The organism is Pseudomonas uvaldensis, from assembly GCF_021271205.1.
Taxonomy (GTDB): domain Bacteria; phylum Pseudomonadota; class Gammaproteobacteria; order Pseudomonadales; family Pseudomonadaceae; genus Aquipseudomonas; species Aquipseudomonas uvaldensis.
Genome location: NZ_JAIWKS010000005.1, coordinates 24,992 through 40,971 on the forward strand (window position 1 = coordinate 24,992; position 15,980 = coordinate 40,971).

General features: G+C 61.0%; 14 protein-coding genes. 8 read left to right on the forward strand and 6 right to left on the reverse strand.

The features are described from left to right. Nucleotides 1-7: 7 nt before the first annotated feature. From LCU97_RS12515 to LCU97_RS12525, 3 genes are all read right to left on the reverse strand, one after another. Nucleotides 8-1,132 (reverse strand): ABC transporter ATP-binding protein, encoded by a 1,125-nt coding sequence (locus LCU97_RS12515; protein ID WP_053156386.1) that lies wholly within the window; start codon nucleotides 1,130-1,132, stop codon nucleotides 8-10. A 335-nt stretch (nucleotides 1,133-1,467) separates the two neighbouring features. Beyond that, nucleotides 1,468-2,097 (reverse strand): response regulator, encoded by a 630-nt coding sequence (locus LCU97_RS12520; protein ID WP_053156383.1) that lies wholly within the window; start codon nucleotides 2,095-2,097, stop codon nucleotides 1,468-1,470. A 120-nt stretch (nucleotides 2,098-2,217) separates the two neighbouring features. Beyond that, nucleotides 2,218-4,614: a PAS domain-containing sensor histidine kinase gene (locus LCU97_RS12525; protein ID WP_232776596.1), complete on the reverse strand. Its 2,397-nt coding sequence runs from the start codon at nucleotides 4,612-4,614 to the stop codon at nucleotides 2,218-2,220. 74 nt (nucleotides 4,615-4,688) lie between these two features. Between LCU97_RS12525 and LCU97_RS12530 the strand changes: the two genes are divergently transcribed. Continuing rightward, nucleotides 4,689-5,684, forward strand: coding sequence for an alpha/beta hydrolase family protein (locus LCU97_RS12530; protein ID WP_232776599.1), 996 nt, complete (start codon nucleotides 4,689-4,691; stop codon nucleotides 5,682-5,684). A gap of 61 nt (nucleotides 5,685-5,745) precedes the next feature. On the opposite strand, the gene LCU97_RS12535 is transcribed toward LCU97_RS12530, so the two are convergent. Genes LCU97_RS12535 through LCU97_RS12545 form a run of 3 tightly spaced genes read right to left on the reverse strand, consistent with a single transcriptional unit; the run spans nucleotide 5,746 to nucleotide 8,208 of the window. After that, entirely contained in the window at nucleotides 5,746-6,513 is a 768-nt protein-coding gene (locus LCU97_RS12535; protein ID WP_232776601.1) for a TerB family tellurite resistance protein, read from the reverse strand. A gap of 1 nt (nucleotide 6,514) precedes the next feature. Then, the gene (gene murU, locus LCU97_RS12540; protein ID WP_232776604.1) at nucleotides 6,515-7,186 is read right to left on the reverse strand and encodes an N-acetylmuramate alpha-1-phosphate uridylyltransferase MurU; all 672 of its coding nucleotides are present in this window, start codon (nucleotides 7,184-7,186) and stop codon (nucleotides 6,515-6,517) included. Further along, on the reverse strand, nucleotides 7,183-8,208 hold the full coding sequence (locus LCU97_RS12545) for an aminoglycoside phosphotransferase family protein (RefSeq protein ID WP_053156369.1): 1,026 nt from the start codon (nucleotides 8,206-8,208) through the stop codon (nucleotides 7,183-7,185). The genes murU and LCU97_RS12545 overlap by 4 nt, the downstream gene beginning before the upstream one ends. A 130-nt stretch (nucleotides 8,209-8,338) precedes the next feature. Here LCU97_RS12545 and LCU97_RS12550 point away from each other — a divergent pair, with 130 nt between their 5' ends. From LCU97_RS12550 to glpE, 7 genes are all read left to right on the forward strand, one after another. Further along, nucleotides 8,339-11,104, forward strand: coding sequence for an LPS-assembly protein LptD (locus LCU97_RS12550; protein ID WP_232776606.1), 2,766 nt, complete (start codon nucleotides 8,339-8,341; stop codon nucleotides 11,102-11,104). After that, on the forward strand, nucleotides 11,085-12,401 hold the full coding sequence (gene surA / locus LCU97_RS12555; protein WP_156315972.1) for a peptidylprolyl isomerase SurA: 1,317 nt from the start codon (nucleotides 11,085-11,087) through the stop codon (nucleotides 12,399-12,401). The genes LCU97_RS12550 and surA overlap by 20 nt, the downstream gene beginning before the upstream one ends. Continuing rightward, nucleotides 12,398-13,387, forward strand: coding sequence for a 4-hydroxythreonine-4-phosphate dehydrogenase PdxA (pdxA, locus tag LCU97_RS12560; RefSeq protein ID WP_232776607.1), 990 nt, complete (start codon nucleotides 12,398-12,400; stop codon nucleotides 13,385-13,387). Before surA ends, pdxA begins: the two co-directional genes overlap by 4 nt. Further along, a complete protein-coding gene (rsmA, locus tag LCU97_RS12565) occupies nucleotides 13,384-14,202 on the forward strand; it encodes a 16S rRNA (adenine(1518)-N(6)/adenine(1519)-N(6))-dimethyltransferase RsmA (RefSeq protein WP_053156361.1) in 819 nt (272 codons plus the stop codon). The genes pdxA and rsmA overlap by 4 nt, the downstream gene beginning before the upstream one ends. A 114-nt stretch (nucleotides 14,203-14,316) precedes the next feature. Continuing rightward, the gene (gene apaG / locus LCU97_RS12570) at nucleotides 14,317-14,697 is read left to right on the forward strand and encodes a Co2+/Mg2+ efflux protein ApaG (protein WP_232776608.1); all 381 of its coding nucleotides are present in this window, start codon (nucleotides 14,317-14,319) and stop codon (nucleotides 14,695-14,697) included. Beyond that, the gene (locus LCU97_RS12575) at nucleotides 14,697-15,572 is read left to right on the forward strand and encodes a symmetrical bis(5'-nucleosyl)-tetraphosphatase (RefSeq protein ID WP_232776610.1); all 876 of its coding nucleotides are present in this window, start codon (nucleotides 14,697-14,699) and stop codon (nucleotides 15,570-15,572) included. Before apaG ends, LCU97_RS12575 begins: the two co-directional genes overlap by 1 nt. A 31-nt stretch (nucleotides 15,573-15,603) precedes the next feature. Then, a complete protein-coding gene (gene glpE, locus LCU97_RS12580) occupies nucleotides 15,604-15,933 on the forward strand; it encodes a thiosulfate sulfurtransferase GlpE (protein WP_053156354.1) in 330 nt (109 codons plus the stop codon). Nucleotides 15,934-15,980: the final 47 nt, after the last annotated feature.

Consider the following 15,980-nt stretch of genomic DNA (forward strand, 5'->3'; position numbering starts at 1 on the left):
GGGGCGATCAATTCGCCTCTAGAAGTGGATCGAGCGCACGCACGTGCTCGACCTGCCAGCCAAGCGGAACCACGTCGCCGACGGCCAGCTCGGGGTCAAGCTCGGCAATCGGTTGCTTCACGAAGAAGTCGCTCTTGCCGCAGACTTCCAGGCGAACCCGGACGTGGTCGCCCAGATAGATGAATTCCGCCACCCTCCCTGAGAAGCGGTTGACACATTGTTCGCTGGCACCATTGAGGCTCACCCGCTCCGGGCGGATCGACAGGGTCACCGGCTCGCCGGGCTTGCCGACGTTCACCGCCAGTGCCTCGACCTTTTCACCGCGCCCCAGCTCCACCAGGCAGCGGTCGCCAGTGTGGCTGTGCAAGCGTCCGCTGAGGCGGTTGTTCTCGCCGATGAAGTTGGCGACGAAGGTATTTTTCGGCTCCTCATAAAGCGTACGCGGCGGCGCGATCTGCTGGATCTCGCCCTGGTGGAACACCGCCACGCGATCAGACATGGTCAAGGCTTCGCCCTGATCGTGGGTCACGTAGACCACCGTCACACCAAGCCGCTGGTGCAGATGCTTGATCTCCATCTGCATGTGCTCACGCAGCTGCTTGTCCAGCGCACCAAGGGGTTCGTCCATCAACACCAACTGCGGCTCGAATACCAGGGCACGAGCCAGGGCCACCCGTTGTTGCTGGCCGCCGGACAACTGCGCCGGGTAGCGCTGGGCGAACGAGTCCAGTTGGACCATGCTCAAGACACGCTTGACCCGATCGCCCACGTCACTTTTGTTCAACCCCCGCACAGTCAGCGGGAACGCCAGGTTCTCGGCGACGGTCATGTGGGGGAACAGGGCATAGTTCTGGAACACCATGCCGATGTCGCGCTTGTGGGGAGGCACGTTATTGATCGCGCGCCCGGCCAGCTGGATCTCACCGGCGGTCGGCGTTTCAAACCCGGCGAGCATCATCAGGCTGGTGGTCTTGCCGGAACCGGACGGTCCGAGCAGAGTCAGGAATTCGCCTTTGCGAATGTCCAGGTTGAGATCCTTGACGATCAGGTTCTCGCCATCGTAGCTCTTTTGCACACCACGAAAGCTGACCAGCACATCGCTGGTCCCCGCGCTTGAATCAACCTGGCTCATACCCGCACCTTTTGTATTGATGACTGCTTGTAAATCAAGCCTAGTGGAGCCTGCTTCCCGCGCAAATCGGGGCGAAGGAGAGAATCGCCTCAGCCGGATGGAAGCGTCGGGGTAAGGATCGCCCTACAAGGATGGCGGGATTGGATAAGGGCGTGATGCGCGATGGGAGATAAGCAGCAAACACGGCCTTTGGCCGTGTCGCAAACAGATATGCGGACACCAATACCTGTGGGAGCGGGCTTGCTCGCGAACGCGGTGCTTCAGTTACATCTGTATTGACTGTCACACCGCATTCGCGAGCAAGCCCGCTCCCACAAGGGAACTGCGGTAAGGGCTTAGAGTAGCTTATGCTCCATCGCGTACTTCACCAGCTCCGCCAGCGAGGTAACGTTGAGCTTCTGCATCAATCGAGCCTTGTGGGTGCTGATGGTCTTGCTGCTCAGGGCCAGTTGTTGGGCGATGTCGTTGACGTTGGCGCCTTGAGCGAGGCGCTCGAAAACCGAGAACTCGCGCTCGGACAACAGCGAATGCAGCGGCCGGGTGTCGGTCAGGCCGACTTCGAAGACCATGCGGTCGGCCAGGTCCGGGTCGATGTAGCGGCCACCGGAGGCGACCTTGCGAATGGCCATGAGCAGCAAGGCCGGGTCGCTGTCCTTGGTCGCGTAGCCAGCAGCGCCGACCTTCAGCGCCCGGGCCGCCATCTGTGCCTCATCGTGCATCGACAAGACCAGGATGGCGGGTGGGTTGTTCAGCGCACGGATCCTCGGGATCGCCTCCAGGCCGTTGACCCCCGGCATGGAGATATCCAACAACACCACCTCACAAGGCACGTGCCGCAGGGTCTCGAGCAGTTGCTCGCCATTGCTCGCCTCTCCCGCTACCACCATGTCCTTCGCCAGGCCGATCAGCTGCTTGATACCTTCGCGGACAATGGTGTGGTCTTCAGCTACCAGTACACGAATCACTTTATTCTCCAGACTCAGGATTTATCGCGAGCAGGCTCGCTCCTACATAGGGTGATGCCCGCACAATACCTGTGGGAGCGAGCCTGCTCGCGATAGCTCTACCCAGACACCGCAAGAACATCAGGCTTCCTTCAATGGCACTCGCACCACCAGGGTAGTCCCCTCCCCCGGCTCACTGTCCAGGGACAACTGCCCGCCCATGATCAACACCCGCTCGCGCATGCCGACCAACCCGAAGGATGTCGGTCGAGCCGTATCTACAATAAATCCTACACCGTCATCACTGACCGTCAGACATAATTCATCCTCTTCCTGGACCAGAGTCAGCTCCACGGTATGGGCCTGGGCATGCCGCATCACATTGGTCAGTGCCTCTTGAAGAATCCGGAACAGTCCGATGGCCTTGGCATCGCTCATAGGTGGCAGGTTGTCCGGCACCTGCACCAGGCACGGGATTTGTGTACGCGCTTCGAAACGCCGGGCCTGCCATTCAATAGCCGAGGCGATACCCGCATCGAGAATGGGCGGGCGTAGCGCCGTCGCCACGTCCCGCACCAGTTGGAACAGCTGGGCAATCAGGCGCTTCATACTGTTGAGGCGCTCCTGCAGGCCGGGATCGAGTTGCCCATAGGCCAGTTCGCACATGGACGTCTCGAGCTTCAATACCGTCAGCATCTGTCCCAGCTCATCATGGACCTCCCGGGCAATCCGGGCCTTTTCTTCCTCTCGGACGCTTTCCAGGTGCGCCGACAATTCGCGCAGTTGCTCCCGGGAACTGGCCAGCTCCAGTTCAATGCGCTTGCTTTCGCTGATGTCCCAGACGATGCCATCCCAGACGTAGGCGCCATCTTCCAGACGCCGGGTGATGGCCTTGATTTCAGCCCAGCGCTCACGGCCTTCGCGGGTCAGGATACGGCCTTGCCACGACCAGTCACTGTCATTGTCCAGCGCCAGGTCCTGGGTGCGGTGATAATCGGCCTTGTCCTGCGGATGCACCAGACTGCGCAAGCCAGTGTCGCTTCGGGCAAGGGTCGCCGGGGAGTAGCCCACCAGGCTTTCGCTGCCTTCGCTGATATAGGCGAAGTCGATCTGCCCGGTCACGGGCGCCCGCTCCAGGCGAAAAACCAGGCCCGGTACGTTGGCGGCGATACCTTGCAGGCGCGCCTCGCTTTCACGCAACGCCGCCAACGCCCGCCGGCGCTCGGTGACGTCAGTGAGGTAAACCACCAAGTACTCGGCATCGCGAAAACGCAGGAAGCTCAAGGACACATCGGCTGGCAGGATACTGCCATCGGCCCGCACACATTCGGTTTCGAAACTCTGTGGCCCCTCCTCACTGGCTCGGGCGCGTTTCCACAGATTCAACCAACGGTCCATGTGCAGGCCCGGTTCGAAATCGATCAAGGGCCGGTCGATGATCGCGCCCGATGCATAGCCGAGCATCGTTTCGGCAGCGCGGTTGGCATAACGCACATGGCTGTCCCAATTGACCCAGAGAATGCCCACAGTGCTTTGATCAATGGAAAACTGCGTCAGGCGCAGGGCTTCCTCGCTGGCGGCACGTTGGGCAATGTCTTCACGGGCGCTACGCAGGCGACGTTCCAGTTGACGTTGCTGGCGACGTTGCCAGAACACAATGGCCACACTGCTCAGCAGCATGATCAACATCAAAAGGGTCAAGTTCTGCCAAAAACCCGGCGTCTCGGTCAGACGCGGATACTTGGGTTTGAGCCAGCGGCTGTGCAACTGCTCCAGGTCCCTGGCCGGAATCGCCTGCAGAACGCTGTCGACGATCCCGGCCAACTGTGGCCAGTCCCGGCGGGTAGCGACCCGTAGCAGTTGCGGGAGACCGATATCTCCCACCACCACCAGCCCGGAGAACTCAGGCTCGACCATCAACCGCCCCAGTTCGGCCTCATCGACCACGGCGTAACGGGCCTGCTGGCTCAACAGTAGCTGCAAGGCCTGGCGCTCCATGGGCACGCCTTGCAGATTCAGCATCGGGTAGTTACCACGCAGATAATCGGCGGTGGCGCTGGGCATGCGCACCGCGACCCGGGTCTGGGCGTCGAGCTTTTCCAGTTCCACCCCCTCGGCGCCCTTCTGCTCGCCAACGATCAGCTGCGGCACGCGCATGTAGGGATCGGAAAACTGCCAGAGCCTGAGACCGCCCGGCGTCTGAGTCAGGCCCGGCGCTATGTCCACCTGACCCTCGCGTACCGCCGCCTCCAGTTGCGCCACGTCCTGGAAGTTGCGCCAGGTCAGTTCGACGTTCATTGCCTTTGCGAGCCAGTGCATCAACTCGACGTTGGTCCCGGATAAGCGCTGAAGGCGCCGGTCGTATTGTGCGTAGGGTGCCTGCAACACCAGCCCGACGCGCAATTGCGGATGTTGCGCCAGCCATTGGCGCTGCTCCGGATTCAAATGCGAACCATGCACCGACGGTGCGGGGGCGGCCCACGCCATCAAGGGGAGCCACAAACAGCCGATAACCCACAGGCAGCAAAAACGCATCATTGAATTCTCATGCACTGACAAACACTGACCAACCCATTAGGCTGCCGGAAATACTTCTGGTCATGGAATATCCAATGTCCTTTGTTTACCGCCTGGCATTGCCAGCATTGTGCCTGTCGCTGATCCTGCCGAGTGCGTTTTCTGTACAGGCCGAGGAACCCGCTCCCACCGCCGCGGACCAGCCTGCCGGGGAAAAACCCGTCGAACGCCAACCCTTGCTCGAGCGCAGCCAGGAAGAAGCGGCGGCACTTGAACGAAAAGTCCCGATCCAGGAGCAGCAACAGCTACAAACCGGCAGCGATGCGTTCCTGGCCCTCTGGAAACCGGCCAACACCAGCGACCCCAAGGGTGCAGTCATCATAATCCCCGGCGCCGGCGAAACAGCTGACTGGCCTCAAGTGATTGGCCCTCTGCGTAAAAAATTGCCGGATGTCGAATGGAGCAGCCTGAGTATCACGCTGCCAGACCTGCAAAGCGATGTCATCGCACCGCGCACAGTGGAAACGCCCCCCGAGACCAAGCCGGCCGACACGGCTGCCGCAGCCCCGGACGCCACCACCGCAACCCCGATCGAACAGGTGGCAGGCGGCGAAGCGGACGCGGTCGACCCGGTCATCGCTGAAACCGAGGAAGAACATGCCAAGGCCGACGCCGAGCGCATCTTCGCTCGCATCGATGCCGCACTGGCCTACGCCGAGCAGCAGAGTGCGCGCAGTATCGTGCTGCTGGGCCACGGCACGGGTGCCTATTGGGCGGCGCGCTACCTCAGTGAAAAACAGCCTTCGCAGATAGAGCGTTTCGTGATGGTCGCCGCGCAGACCCCGATTGCAGCCAAACCCGGACTGGCAGAAATCACGCCGACCCTGAAACTGGCCACCGCCGACATCTTCTACATGGACAAGCCCTTGGACCGCAACGCGGCGCTGGAGCGCCTGCAAGGAAGCAAACGCTTGAAAGGTTCGACGTTCAGCCAGGTGTCTCTGAAAGCCCTGCCCAATGCGTCGGCGCAGCAGGAGCAACTGTTTCGACGGGTTCGGGGCTGGTTGAATCCGCAAAGCCCTGGAAATTGAGTCCAACCCGGCTTGACGGTGGCGAGGCGATTTATCCCTTCGCCACAGTCGTCCCGCGAACCTAGCGGAAATCCCGTCGCTCCCGAATCAAGCGATAGGCATTGTGCAGATCCCGGGTCTTGTCGGTGGCTTCGCGCACTTGCAACGGGGTCCCGCCGTTGCCGGCGATCTTGTCCGGGTGGTGGCGACTGAGCAGGCGACGGTATGCCCGCTTGATCTGTGACGGCTCGGTCGTGGCCGAAACGCCCAGCAGGCGCAACGCCTCCTGATAAGTCACGCCACTGCTGGGCAGTGACGGCTTCTGTGGTTCGTAATCAATTGCCAAGGCCTGGACTTGCTGAGGTGTCCAGCCCAGCCATTTGCCCCACTGAAACAGCAATTCGCGCTCGCTCGTGCCGGCGCGACCGTCGGCCCAGACCATACGCCAGCAGGCGCGCAGCACACCTTCCGCCGCGTGGGGCTGGGTGGCGAGTCGACGCAGATAACCGCGCATACGGTCGTTCCCGGACTTGCCTCGATTGAACGCAGCGATTGCGCGGCGCTGGGCCGGTTCGCTCAGATCCAGCGCTCGCATTTCCTGGCGCGCCTGCTGGATATGGCCATCGACCACTCGACCATCGACCTTCGCCAGACGCCCCAACAGGACAAACAGCAATTCGTCGTTACGCAACGCCGGGCGCCCGCCCAGGCGTTCACGCACTTGCGCCCAACTCTGCAGGTTCAGGCGCCGATCCAGCGCCTGCCCTAACAATGCACCAAGCATGGCCCCCGGAATGCTGGCTATGGCAAAGCCCGCTCCGGCTCCGATCAGAGTCCCTGGCCACCACATATCAACGGCTCGCTTCTATCAAGGTTTCGACGTGCGCCAAACGTTCATGGGTCCCGACATCGACCCACAGCCCTTCCAGGCGCTCGCCGCTGACCTGCCCCTCGGCGATGGCCTGGCGCAGCAGCGGTGCGAGCTTGAACGCGCCGTCCGAGCAGCCTTTGAACAACGAAGGGTGCAAGACGGCAATGCCGCTATAAGTCAGTTTGTCGGCAGCCGGTTCGCCATCGTGAATCTTTCCATCAGCCAGGATGAAATCCCCGCCTGGATGATGCGCGGGGTTGTCTACCAGCACCAGATGCGCCAAGCCTTCGAGCGGCCGGCGCAGGGCGCTGAAATCGTAATCGGTCCAGATATCGCCATTGACCACTACGAACGCCTCGTCACCCAGCAGAGGTAACGCCCGGAAGATACCGCCACCGGTTTCCAGCGGCTCACCTTCCGGCGAATAACGAATCCTCACGCCAAAGCGTGAACCGCTCCCCAAGTGATCCTCGATCTGCTGACCGAGCCAGGCGTGATTGATCACGATGTCGGTGAACCCTGCGCGGGCCAGCGCGCGCAGATGGTATTCGATCAAGGGCACACCGCCGGCGCGAACCAATGGCTTGGGGGTCGTGAGGGTCAGCGGGCGCAAGCGTTCTCCCTTCCCCGCCGCCAGGATCATCGCCTTCATGCCATTGCCCCGGCCGGATGCCGCAAGCTGGAAAGCAGCTCACCCAACTGCGCCAGTTCGGGACGGCGGGCAATCACGGCTTCTATATAAGCGAAGAAGCGTGGCACATCACTCAAGTACCGAGGTTTACCGTCGCGATGACAGATGCGCGCAAAAATCCCGATGACCTTCAGATGGCGCTGGACGCCCATCAGGTCGCTGGCCCGCAGGAAGTCCTCGATATCCGGCTGGACCGGAATGCCGAGCGCCCCGGCCTGCCGCCAATAGTCTTCCAGCCAACCACGTACGCGCTCCTCGGGCCAACTGAGGAAGGCATCCTTGAACAGGCAAGTCACGTCATAGGTCACGGGACCATACACCGCGTCCTGGAAATCCAGTACGCCAGGGTTCGGTTCGCTGAGCATCAGGTTGCGCGGCATGTAGTCGCGGTGTACCAGCACTTTCGGCTGAGCCAGGGCACTATCGATCAGCAGATCGCTGACCTGCTGCCAGAGCTGTTGCTGTGCCGTATCGAACTCGATCCCCAGCTCGCGCTTGACGTACCACTCCGGAAACAACTCGAGTTCACGGCGCAACAATGCGACGTCATAGGTGGGCAGCGGCGCCACCATTGGCAATTGCTGAAAAGCCAACAGGGCCTGCAAGGCATCCCGAAACAGGTCGTCGGCATTTTCGCCATTGATCACGTCCAGGTAGGTCTGGTTACCCAAGTCATTGAGCAAAAGAAAACCCTGAGCGAGGTCTTCGGCATAAATTTTCGGCACGTTGATTCCGGATTTTGCCAGCAAAAACGCGATATCAACGAATGGTTTGCAGTTTTCCTGAGGTGGCGGGGCATCCATCACGATCAGGCTACGACCGTCGCCTTCCCATCGGAAATAACGGCGGAAACTCGCGTCGCTACTGGCCGCGGTCAATGTGGCGGGGGGCACGGCACCCCAGCCTTGTGCGGCAAAAAGGGTCGGTAGTTGCTCATCGAGCCAAACTTTAAGGTGTTGCAAGCGTACATCTTGGTCGGGCATTGCAAGGGTCTCCGACGGCGCTAGCCGTCAAGCGGGTCATGCTTTATTATCCAGCATCTTTTTCAGACCATCGAGAGGCGTGCGGCCCACACCGCGGGCAGATGGCACGCAGGAAGCCCGGACTAATAAGATGGCATTGAAATCCCCCGCGTTTCGTAAAAAATTTCCGTTGCTGGTTACCGGCAGTCTGCTGGCCCTTCAACCTCTGGCCTCTTCATTCGTCGTCGCGGCGCAGCAGTATGACTGCTCCGTGTCCGCAACGGGTGCCTGGGACTGTTCGCCCAAGACGCCGGCCGCTGCCTTGCCGCCGCGCCCGGTGCATGAAGGCAGCGCCGTTTCCGACAGCAGTGAAGCCCCGACTGGCAGCAACTCGGTCGAAGAAGCCGGCGACAAGCCGATGCTGGTTACCGAAGCCAAGGGTCGTGGCCTGAAATCCCGCAGTGAAGACTACAGTCACCTTGACTGGGTTCCGCGGGAGAACCTCACCCCCGCGCAATTGGCCGAGACAGGTCCTTACTGCTCCGGTGCCTACATCGAGCCGCCCCGTCCCGGGATGAACGACAAGACGGCCAAGAGCGATGCCCCGACCTTCCTCGGCGCCAAGGCTTCGCGCTATGAGCAGGAACAACAGGTGGCGACCCTGGCGGGCGATGTGGTCATGCGCCAGGGCAGCATGCAGGTCGAAGCCGATGAAGCCAGCCTGTACCAGGCGGAAAATCGTGGCGAGCTGAACGGCAACGTGCGGGTTCGCGACGACGGCGCACTGATTGTCGGCGACCATGCCGATGTTCAGCTGGACACCGGTGAAGCCAAGGTCGACAACGCCGAATACGTCATGCACAAATCGCGTATCCGCGGTAACGCCCTGTATGCCAAGCGTGCCGAAAACGCGATCATCCGTCTCAAGGACGGTACGTACACCACCTGCGAACCGAACAGCAACGCCTGGACACTCAAGGGCAATAACATCACCCTGAACCCGGCGACCGGCTTCGGTACCGCAACCAACGTGACGCTGCGGGTCAAGGACATTCCGATCCTGTACACCCCGTACATCTATTTCCCGATCGACGACCGTCGCCAGTCCGGCTTCCTGCCGCCGACCATCGGCAGCGGCAGCGATACCGGCTTCCTGCTGGTCACCCCGTACTACTTCAACCTGGCACCGAACTACGATGCCACGTTGTACCCGCGCTACATGAGCAAGCGCGGCCTGTTGATGGAAGGCGAGTTCCGCTACCTGACCAAGTCCAGCGAAGGTCAGTTCGGCGCCGCGTACCTCAACGACGAAGAAGACGAACGCGCCAAGCAGTCCGACTACAGCAAGACCCGCTACATGTATAACTGGCAGCACAAGGGCGGTCTGGACTCGCGCGTGTTGACGGAAGTCGACTACACCAAGATCAGCGATCCGTACTACTTCCAGGATCTTCAGACCGACCAGATCGGTGTCGAGTCCAGGGAATTCGTGAACCAGCAGGGCGCGGTCAGCTATCGCGGCGACAACTACGTGGCACGCTTGAATGCCCAGGCGTTCCAGATGGCGACCATTTCGAAAATCACGCCCTATAACCGCCTGCCTCAGATCACGTTCAACGGGGAGCTGCCGCAGCACCCATATGGTCTGGACTTCGCGTATAAAACCGAACTGGTTCGATTTGACCGGAACTTGCGGGACGGCCTCTACAGCGACGAGAATGGCATTACCTCGCCATGGCTGGATACTCGTGTCAGGGGGCTGGCCCGGGCAAATGGCAACCGCATGAATCTCGCGCCGGTCGTCAGTCTGCCCATGGAGGCGAGCTACGGCTTTGTCAAGCCATCGCTCAAATACCAATACACCCAGTACGACCTGGATCTGGACGGCACCGGAAGGTCTGTCGTGGGGAATGGATACGACAGCACGCCAAACCGTGCTGTTCCAATCGCCAGCATCGACAGCGGCCTGTACTTCGACCGGGACACTCAATGGTTTGGCTCCAACTATCGCCAGACATTGGAGCCGCGCCTGTTCTACCTCTATGTACCGGAAAAAGATCAGGACGACATTCCTGTCTTCGATACCAGCGAATCCACCTTCAGCTATTCCTCGCTGTTCCGGGACAACCGTTTCACCGGCTCTGACCGTGTCGGCGACGAGAACAAGCTGTCCCTGGGCGTGACCAGCCGCTGGATCGAAGAAAACGGTTTCGAACGCCAGCGCGTCAGCGTTGGCCAGGCGTTCTTCTTCAAGGACCGCAAGGTCCAGTTGCCGGGCATTGACTTCGACACCCGCGAAGATGCCAAGTCGGACGTCTCGCCGTATGCGCTTGAGTACGAATATCGCTGGAACCGCGACTGGCGCACCAGCGCCACCTATAACTGGGACCCGGACACCCACAGCCCTCGCTCGGGCAGTGCGATGTTCCACTACCAGCCGGAAGACAACCCGAACAAGGTCATCAACGCCGGTTATCGCTATCGCAACGACCAGATCCGTTACGACGAGGCCAGTGGCACATGGAAAATGGGCGGCGACTACGGTCGACCAGGCGATGCGAACTACGTGAAGGACTACTACAAGATCAAGCAGCACGACTTCTCGATCATCTGGCCGATCGTGCCGCAATGGAACGCAATCAGCCGCTGGCAGTATGACTACAACCGCAACCGTACCCTGGAAGCCTTCGGTGGTTTCGAATACGACAATTGCTGCTGGAAACTGCGCCTGATCAACCGTTACTGGGTCGACTATGAAGAATTCAGTCAAGCCGCCCCGGAAAACGAAAAAGGCGACCACGGCGTCTTCCTACAAATTGTTCTGAAGGGACTCGGCGGCCTCACCGGCGCCAAGGTAGAGAGCTTCCTCGACAAAGGCATCCAAGGTTATCGTGAACGTGAAGACCAAGCTTTCTGATTGTCTGCGCCCGCTGATGCTGGGCGCGCTGTTCCTGGGTACCGCGGCCAACGCCGCGGTACAGTCCATCGATAAAGTGGTGGCCATCGTCGATAACGATGTGGTCATGCAGAGCCAGTTGGACCAGCGCGTCCATGAAGTGCAGCAAACCATCGCCAAGCGCGGCGGCGGCCTGCCGCCACCGGGCGTGCTGGACCAGCAAGTGCTCGAACGCCTGATTGTCGAGAACCTGCAATTGCAGATCGGCGAACGCTCCGGTATTCGCATTACCGATGAAGAGCTGAACCAGGCCGTCGGCACCATTGCCCAGCGCAACAACATGACCCTCGACCAGTTCCGTGCGGCCCTGGCCCGTGATGGCCTTTCCTACGAGGATGCCAGGGATCAGATCCGTCGCGAAATGATCATCAGCCGCGTGCGTCAGCGTCGGGTGGCCGAGCGTATTCAGGTGTCCGAGCAGGAAGTGAAGAACTTCCTCGCTTCCGACCTGGGCAAGATGCAGCTTTCCGAAGAACTGCATCTGGCCAACATCCTGATTCCTACCCCGGAAAGCGCCAGCTCCGAAGCGATTCAGAGTGCTTATCGCCAGGCCATGGATGTTTACCAGCAACTCAAGCAAGGCGCCGATTTCGGCCAGATGGCCGTTGCCCGCTCCGGCAGCGAAAACGCCCTGGAAGGTGGCGACATGGGTTGGCGTAAAGCCGCTCAACTGCCGCCGCCTTTTGACCGCGAACTGAGTGCCATGGCCGTGGGCGATATCACCCAGCCTGCCCGTACTCCGGGCGGCTTCATCATCCTGAAGCTGCTGGAAAAACGGGGTGGCGGCACCCAGGTACGCGATGAAGTGCATGTTCGCCACATCCTGATCAAGCCAAGCGAAATCCGCAGCGAAGCCGAAACCAAGCGTCTGGCCGAGAAACTCTACGACCGCATCGAAGCGGGCGAAGATTTCGCCGAGCTGGCCAAGAGCTTCTCGGAAGATCCGGGTTCGGCCCTCAACGGCGGCGACCTGAACTGGGTTGATCCAAACGCACTGGTGCCCGAGTTCCGCCAGGTCATGGCTCAGACACCGCAAGGCCAGCTGTCCAAGCCGTTCAAGAGCCCTTATGGCTGGCATGTGCTGGAAGTCCTTGGCCGCCGCGCCACCGACAGCACCACCCAGGCTCGCGAGCAGCAGGCAATGACCGTATTGCGCAACCGTAAGTACGACGAAGAGCTGCAAACCTGGTTGCGCCAGATCCGCGATGAAGCCTACGTCGAAATCAAACTTCCTGGTGCAAGCCAGGCAGCGCAGTGAAACCCAAGCGTTTCGCGCTGACGCCCGGCGAGCCTGCCGGCATCGGTCCCGACCTGTGCCTTCTGCTCGCCGCGCAACCCCAGCCATACCCGCTGATCGCCATCACCAGCCGCGACCTGCTCCTTGAGCGGGCCTCGCAGCTGGGTGTGGCTGTCGACCTGTTAGCGGTATCACCCGACACCTGGCCGGACGTTCCGGCACCCGCCAACAGCCTCTATGTCTGGGACACGCCTTTGGGCGCCCCCGTGGTTACCGGGCAACTGGACAAGGCCAACGCCGGATTCGTTCTGCAAACCCTGACCCGAGCCGGCCAGGGCTGCCTGGATGGAACGTTCGCAGGCATGATCACCGCACCGGTGCACAAGGGCGTGATCAACGAATCGGGCATCGCCTTTTCCGGGCATACCGAGTTCCTTGCAGACCTGACTCACACGGCACAAGTGGTAATGATGCTCGCCACACGAGGCCTGCGCGTGGCCCTGGTGACCACTCACCTGCCCCTGCGGGACATTGCCGACGCCATAACCTCCGAACGCCTGGAGCGAGTGACGCGAATACTGCATGCCGACCTGCAGGAAAAGTTCGGCATCGCCCGGCCTCGCATTCTGGTGTGTGGGCTCAATCCCCATGCCGGTGAAGGCGGCCACCTGGGCCGCGAAGAGATCGACATCATCGAACCTACATTGGAGCGGTTGCGCAGCGAAGGCCTGGACCTGCATGGCCCGCTTCCCGCCGACACTCTGTTTACCCCCAAATATCTGGAGCACTGCGATGCGGTGCTGGCGATGTACCACGACCAGGGCCTGCCTGTGCTGAAGTACAAAGGCTTCGGCGCAGCCGTCAACGTGACCCTGGGCCTGCCGATCATCCGCACCTCTGTGGACCATGGCACAGCCCTGGACCTGGCCGGCAGCGGCCGGATCGATACCGGCAGCCTGCAAGTCGCGCTGGAAACCGCCTACCAGATGGCCGAGACCCATTTATGACTGAGCAATACCAACACCGTGCGCGCAAGCGTTTCGGCCAGAACTTCCTGCATGACGCTGGCGTGATCGATCGTATCCTGCGATCCATCAACGCCAAGCCCGACGACCGGATGCTGGAAATCGGCCCAGGCCAGGGTGCATTGACCGAAGGCCTGCTGGGCAGCGGCGCACAACTGGACGTGGTGGAACTGGACAAGGACCTGGTTCCCATCCTCAACCAGCAATTCGCCGGCAAGAGCAACTTCAACCTGCATCAGGGCGACGCGCTGAAATTCGACTTCAACAGCCTGAATGCCGCACCGAACAGCCTGCGAGTCGTGGGAAACCTGCCATACAACATCTCCACGCCATTGATCTTCCACCTGCTGAACAATGCCGGCCTGATCCGCGACATGCACTTCATGTTGCAGAAAGAAGTGGTCGAGCGCCTTGCCGCCGGTCCTGGGGGAGGCGATTGGGGTCGGCTGTCGATCATGGTCCAGTACCATTGCCGGGTGGAACACCTGTTCAATGTAGGCCCTGGCGCTTTCAATCCGCCGCCGAAGGTCGATTCGGCCATCGTCCGGCTGGTGCCCCATGCCGTCCTGCCCCATCCGGCCAAGGATCATCGGCTGCTCGAACGCGTCGTCCGTGAAGCCTTCAACCAGCGTCGCAAAACCTTGCGTAATACCTTGAAGTTACTGCTCAACAGCGCCGAAATCGAAGCTGCAGGCGTAGACGGCAGCCTGCGACCCGAGCAATTGGATCTGGCGGCATTCGTACGCCTGGCCGACAAACTCAGCGAACAGGCCGCGCCTAAAGCGGACGCCCTCTGACTGAAGAGGACCGCTATCGGGTGGTAAGCCCTCTGGTTTACTACCCGATATTTGGCCTAGACTGACCCGATCAGTCTTACCCGCGTCCCGCTTCGCATTCCAAGGCCTTTTTGCATGTCCGATCCCCGTTATCTGGTCGACGTCAGCGTCACCACCCGCTTCCTGGCGGAACAGTCGCAACCCGAGCACAACCGCTTCGCCTTCGCCTACAGCATTACCGTACGCAACGACGGCTCGCTGCCGGCCCGTCTGCTGTCGCGGCATTGGGTCATCACCGATGGCGATGGGCATGTCGAAGAAGTGCGTGGAGAGGGCGTGGTTGGCCAGCAACCGTTGATCGGCCCCGGTAAAAGCCACAGTTATACCAGCGGCACAGTGATGACGACTCTCGTGGGCACCATGCAGGGCACCTACCAGATGCTGGCCGAGGACGGCAAACGCTTCGACGCTGTGATCAAACCCTTCCGCCTCGCGGTGCCCGGAGCTCTGCACTGATGGCCACCTATGCGGTCGGTGATCTCCAGGGCTGCCTCGCCCCGCTCAAATGCTTGCTGGAGCGAGTCGCCTTCGACCCGCAGAAGGACACGCTTTGGCTGGTTGGCGATCTGGTCAACCGTGGCCCGGAGTCTCTGGAAACCCTGCGCTTTCTGTATGGCATCCGTGATTCGCTGGTGTGCGTGCTGGGCAACCATGACCTGCACCTGCTGGCCGCCTGGCAGAACATCGAGCGTTTGAAAAAATCCGACACTTTGAGGGAAATACTCGACGCCCCCGACTGCGTCGACCTGCTGGAATGGTTACGCCAACAGAAACTCATGCACTACGACGAGCACCGCAACCTGGCGCTGGTTCACGCAGGTCTTCCACCCCAGTGGTCCTTGCGCAAAGCGCTCAAGTGCGCCGGCGAAGTCGAGCAGGCCTTGCGCGACGACAACCTTTTCGCTCCCTACCTGGACGGCATGTACGGCAACGACCCGGCGAAGTGGAACAACGACCTCACCGGCGTCGCCCGTCTTCGAGTCATCACCAACTACTTCACCCGCATGCGCTTCTGCACCCGCGACGGCAAGCTCGACCTCAAGAGCAAGGAAGGCATCGAGACCGCGCCGCCCGGCTACGCCCCCTGGTTCAAACACCCGGAGCGCAAGACCCGTAACGTGAAAATCATCTTCGGTCACTGGGCGTCGCTGGAAGGTCAGTGCGACGAACCCGGGGTCTTTGCCCTCGACACCGGCTGCGTATGGGGAAGTGCCATGACCCTGATGAACGTCGACACCGGCGAGCGACTGCGTTGCGATTGCGATGAGCAGGGCCGCCCCAAATCCCATCCCCCGACCACTAAATCAGCACCGGCCGGCACCGTCGTCTGAGCGGCGCGTAGTTCAGGCCACAGGAGTCCCCATGAGCGAATTCAAACGCATCCCCCCGGAAAAGGCCCAGGCCCTGCGCGAGCAAGGTGCTGTCGTCGTCGATGTCCGTGACCCCGCCACGTTTGCCGCCTCGCATATCAGCGGCTCCAGACACCTGGATAACCACTCCCTGCACGATTTCATCACCCGCGCCGATCTCGACGCTCCCGTGGTTGTCGTTTGCTACCACGGGAACTCCAGCCAGAACGCAGCTGCGCACCTGGTCGGCCAGGGCTTTACCAACGTCTACAGCCTGGACGGCGGTTTTGAACTTTGGCGTACGACGTATCCGTCAGAAACAGCGCAAGGCTCCAACGAATAATTTTTTATGCCGCTCAAAACCCGCGTAATCCGCGGGCTTGAGCGATG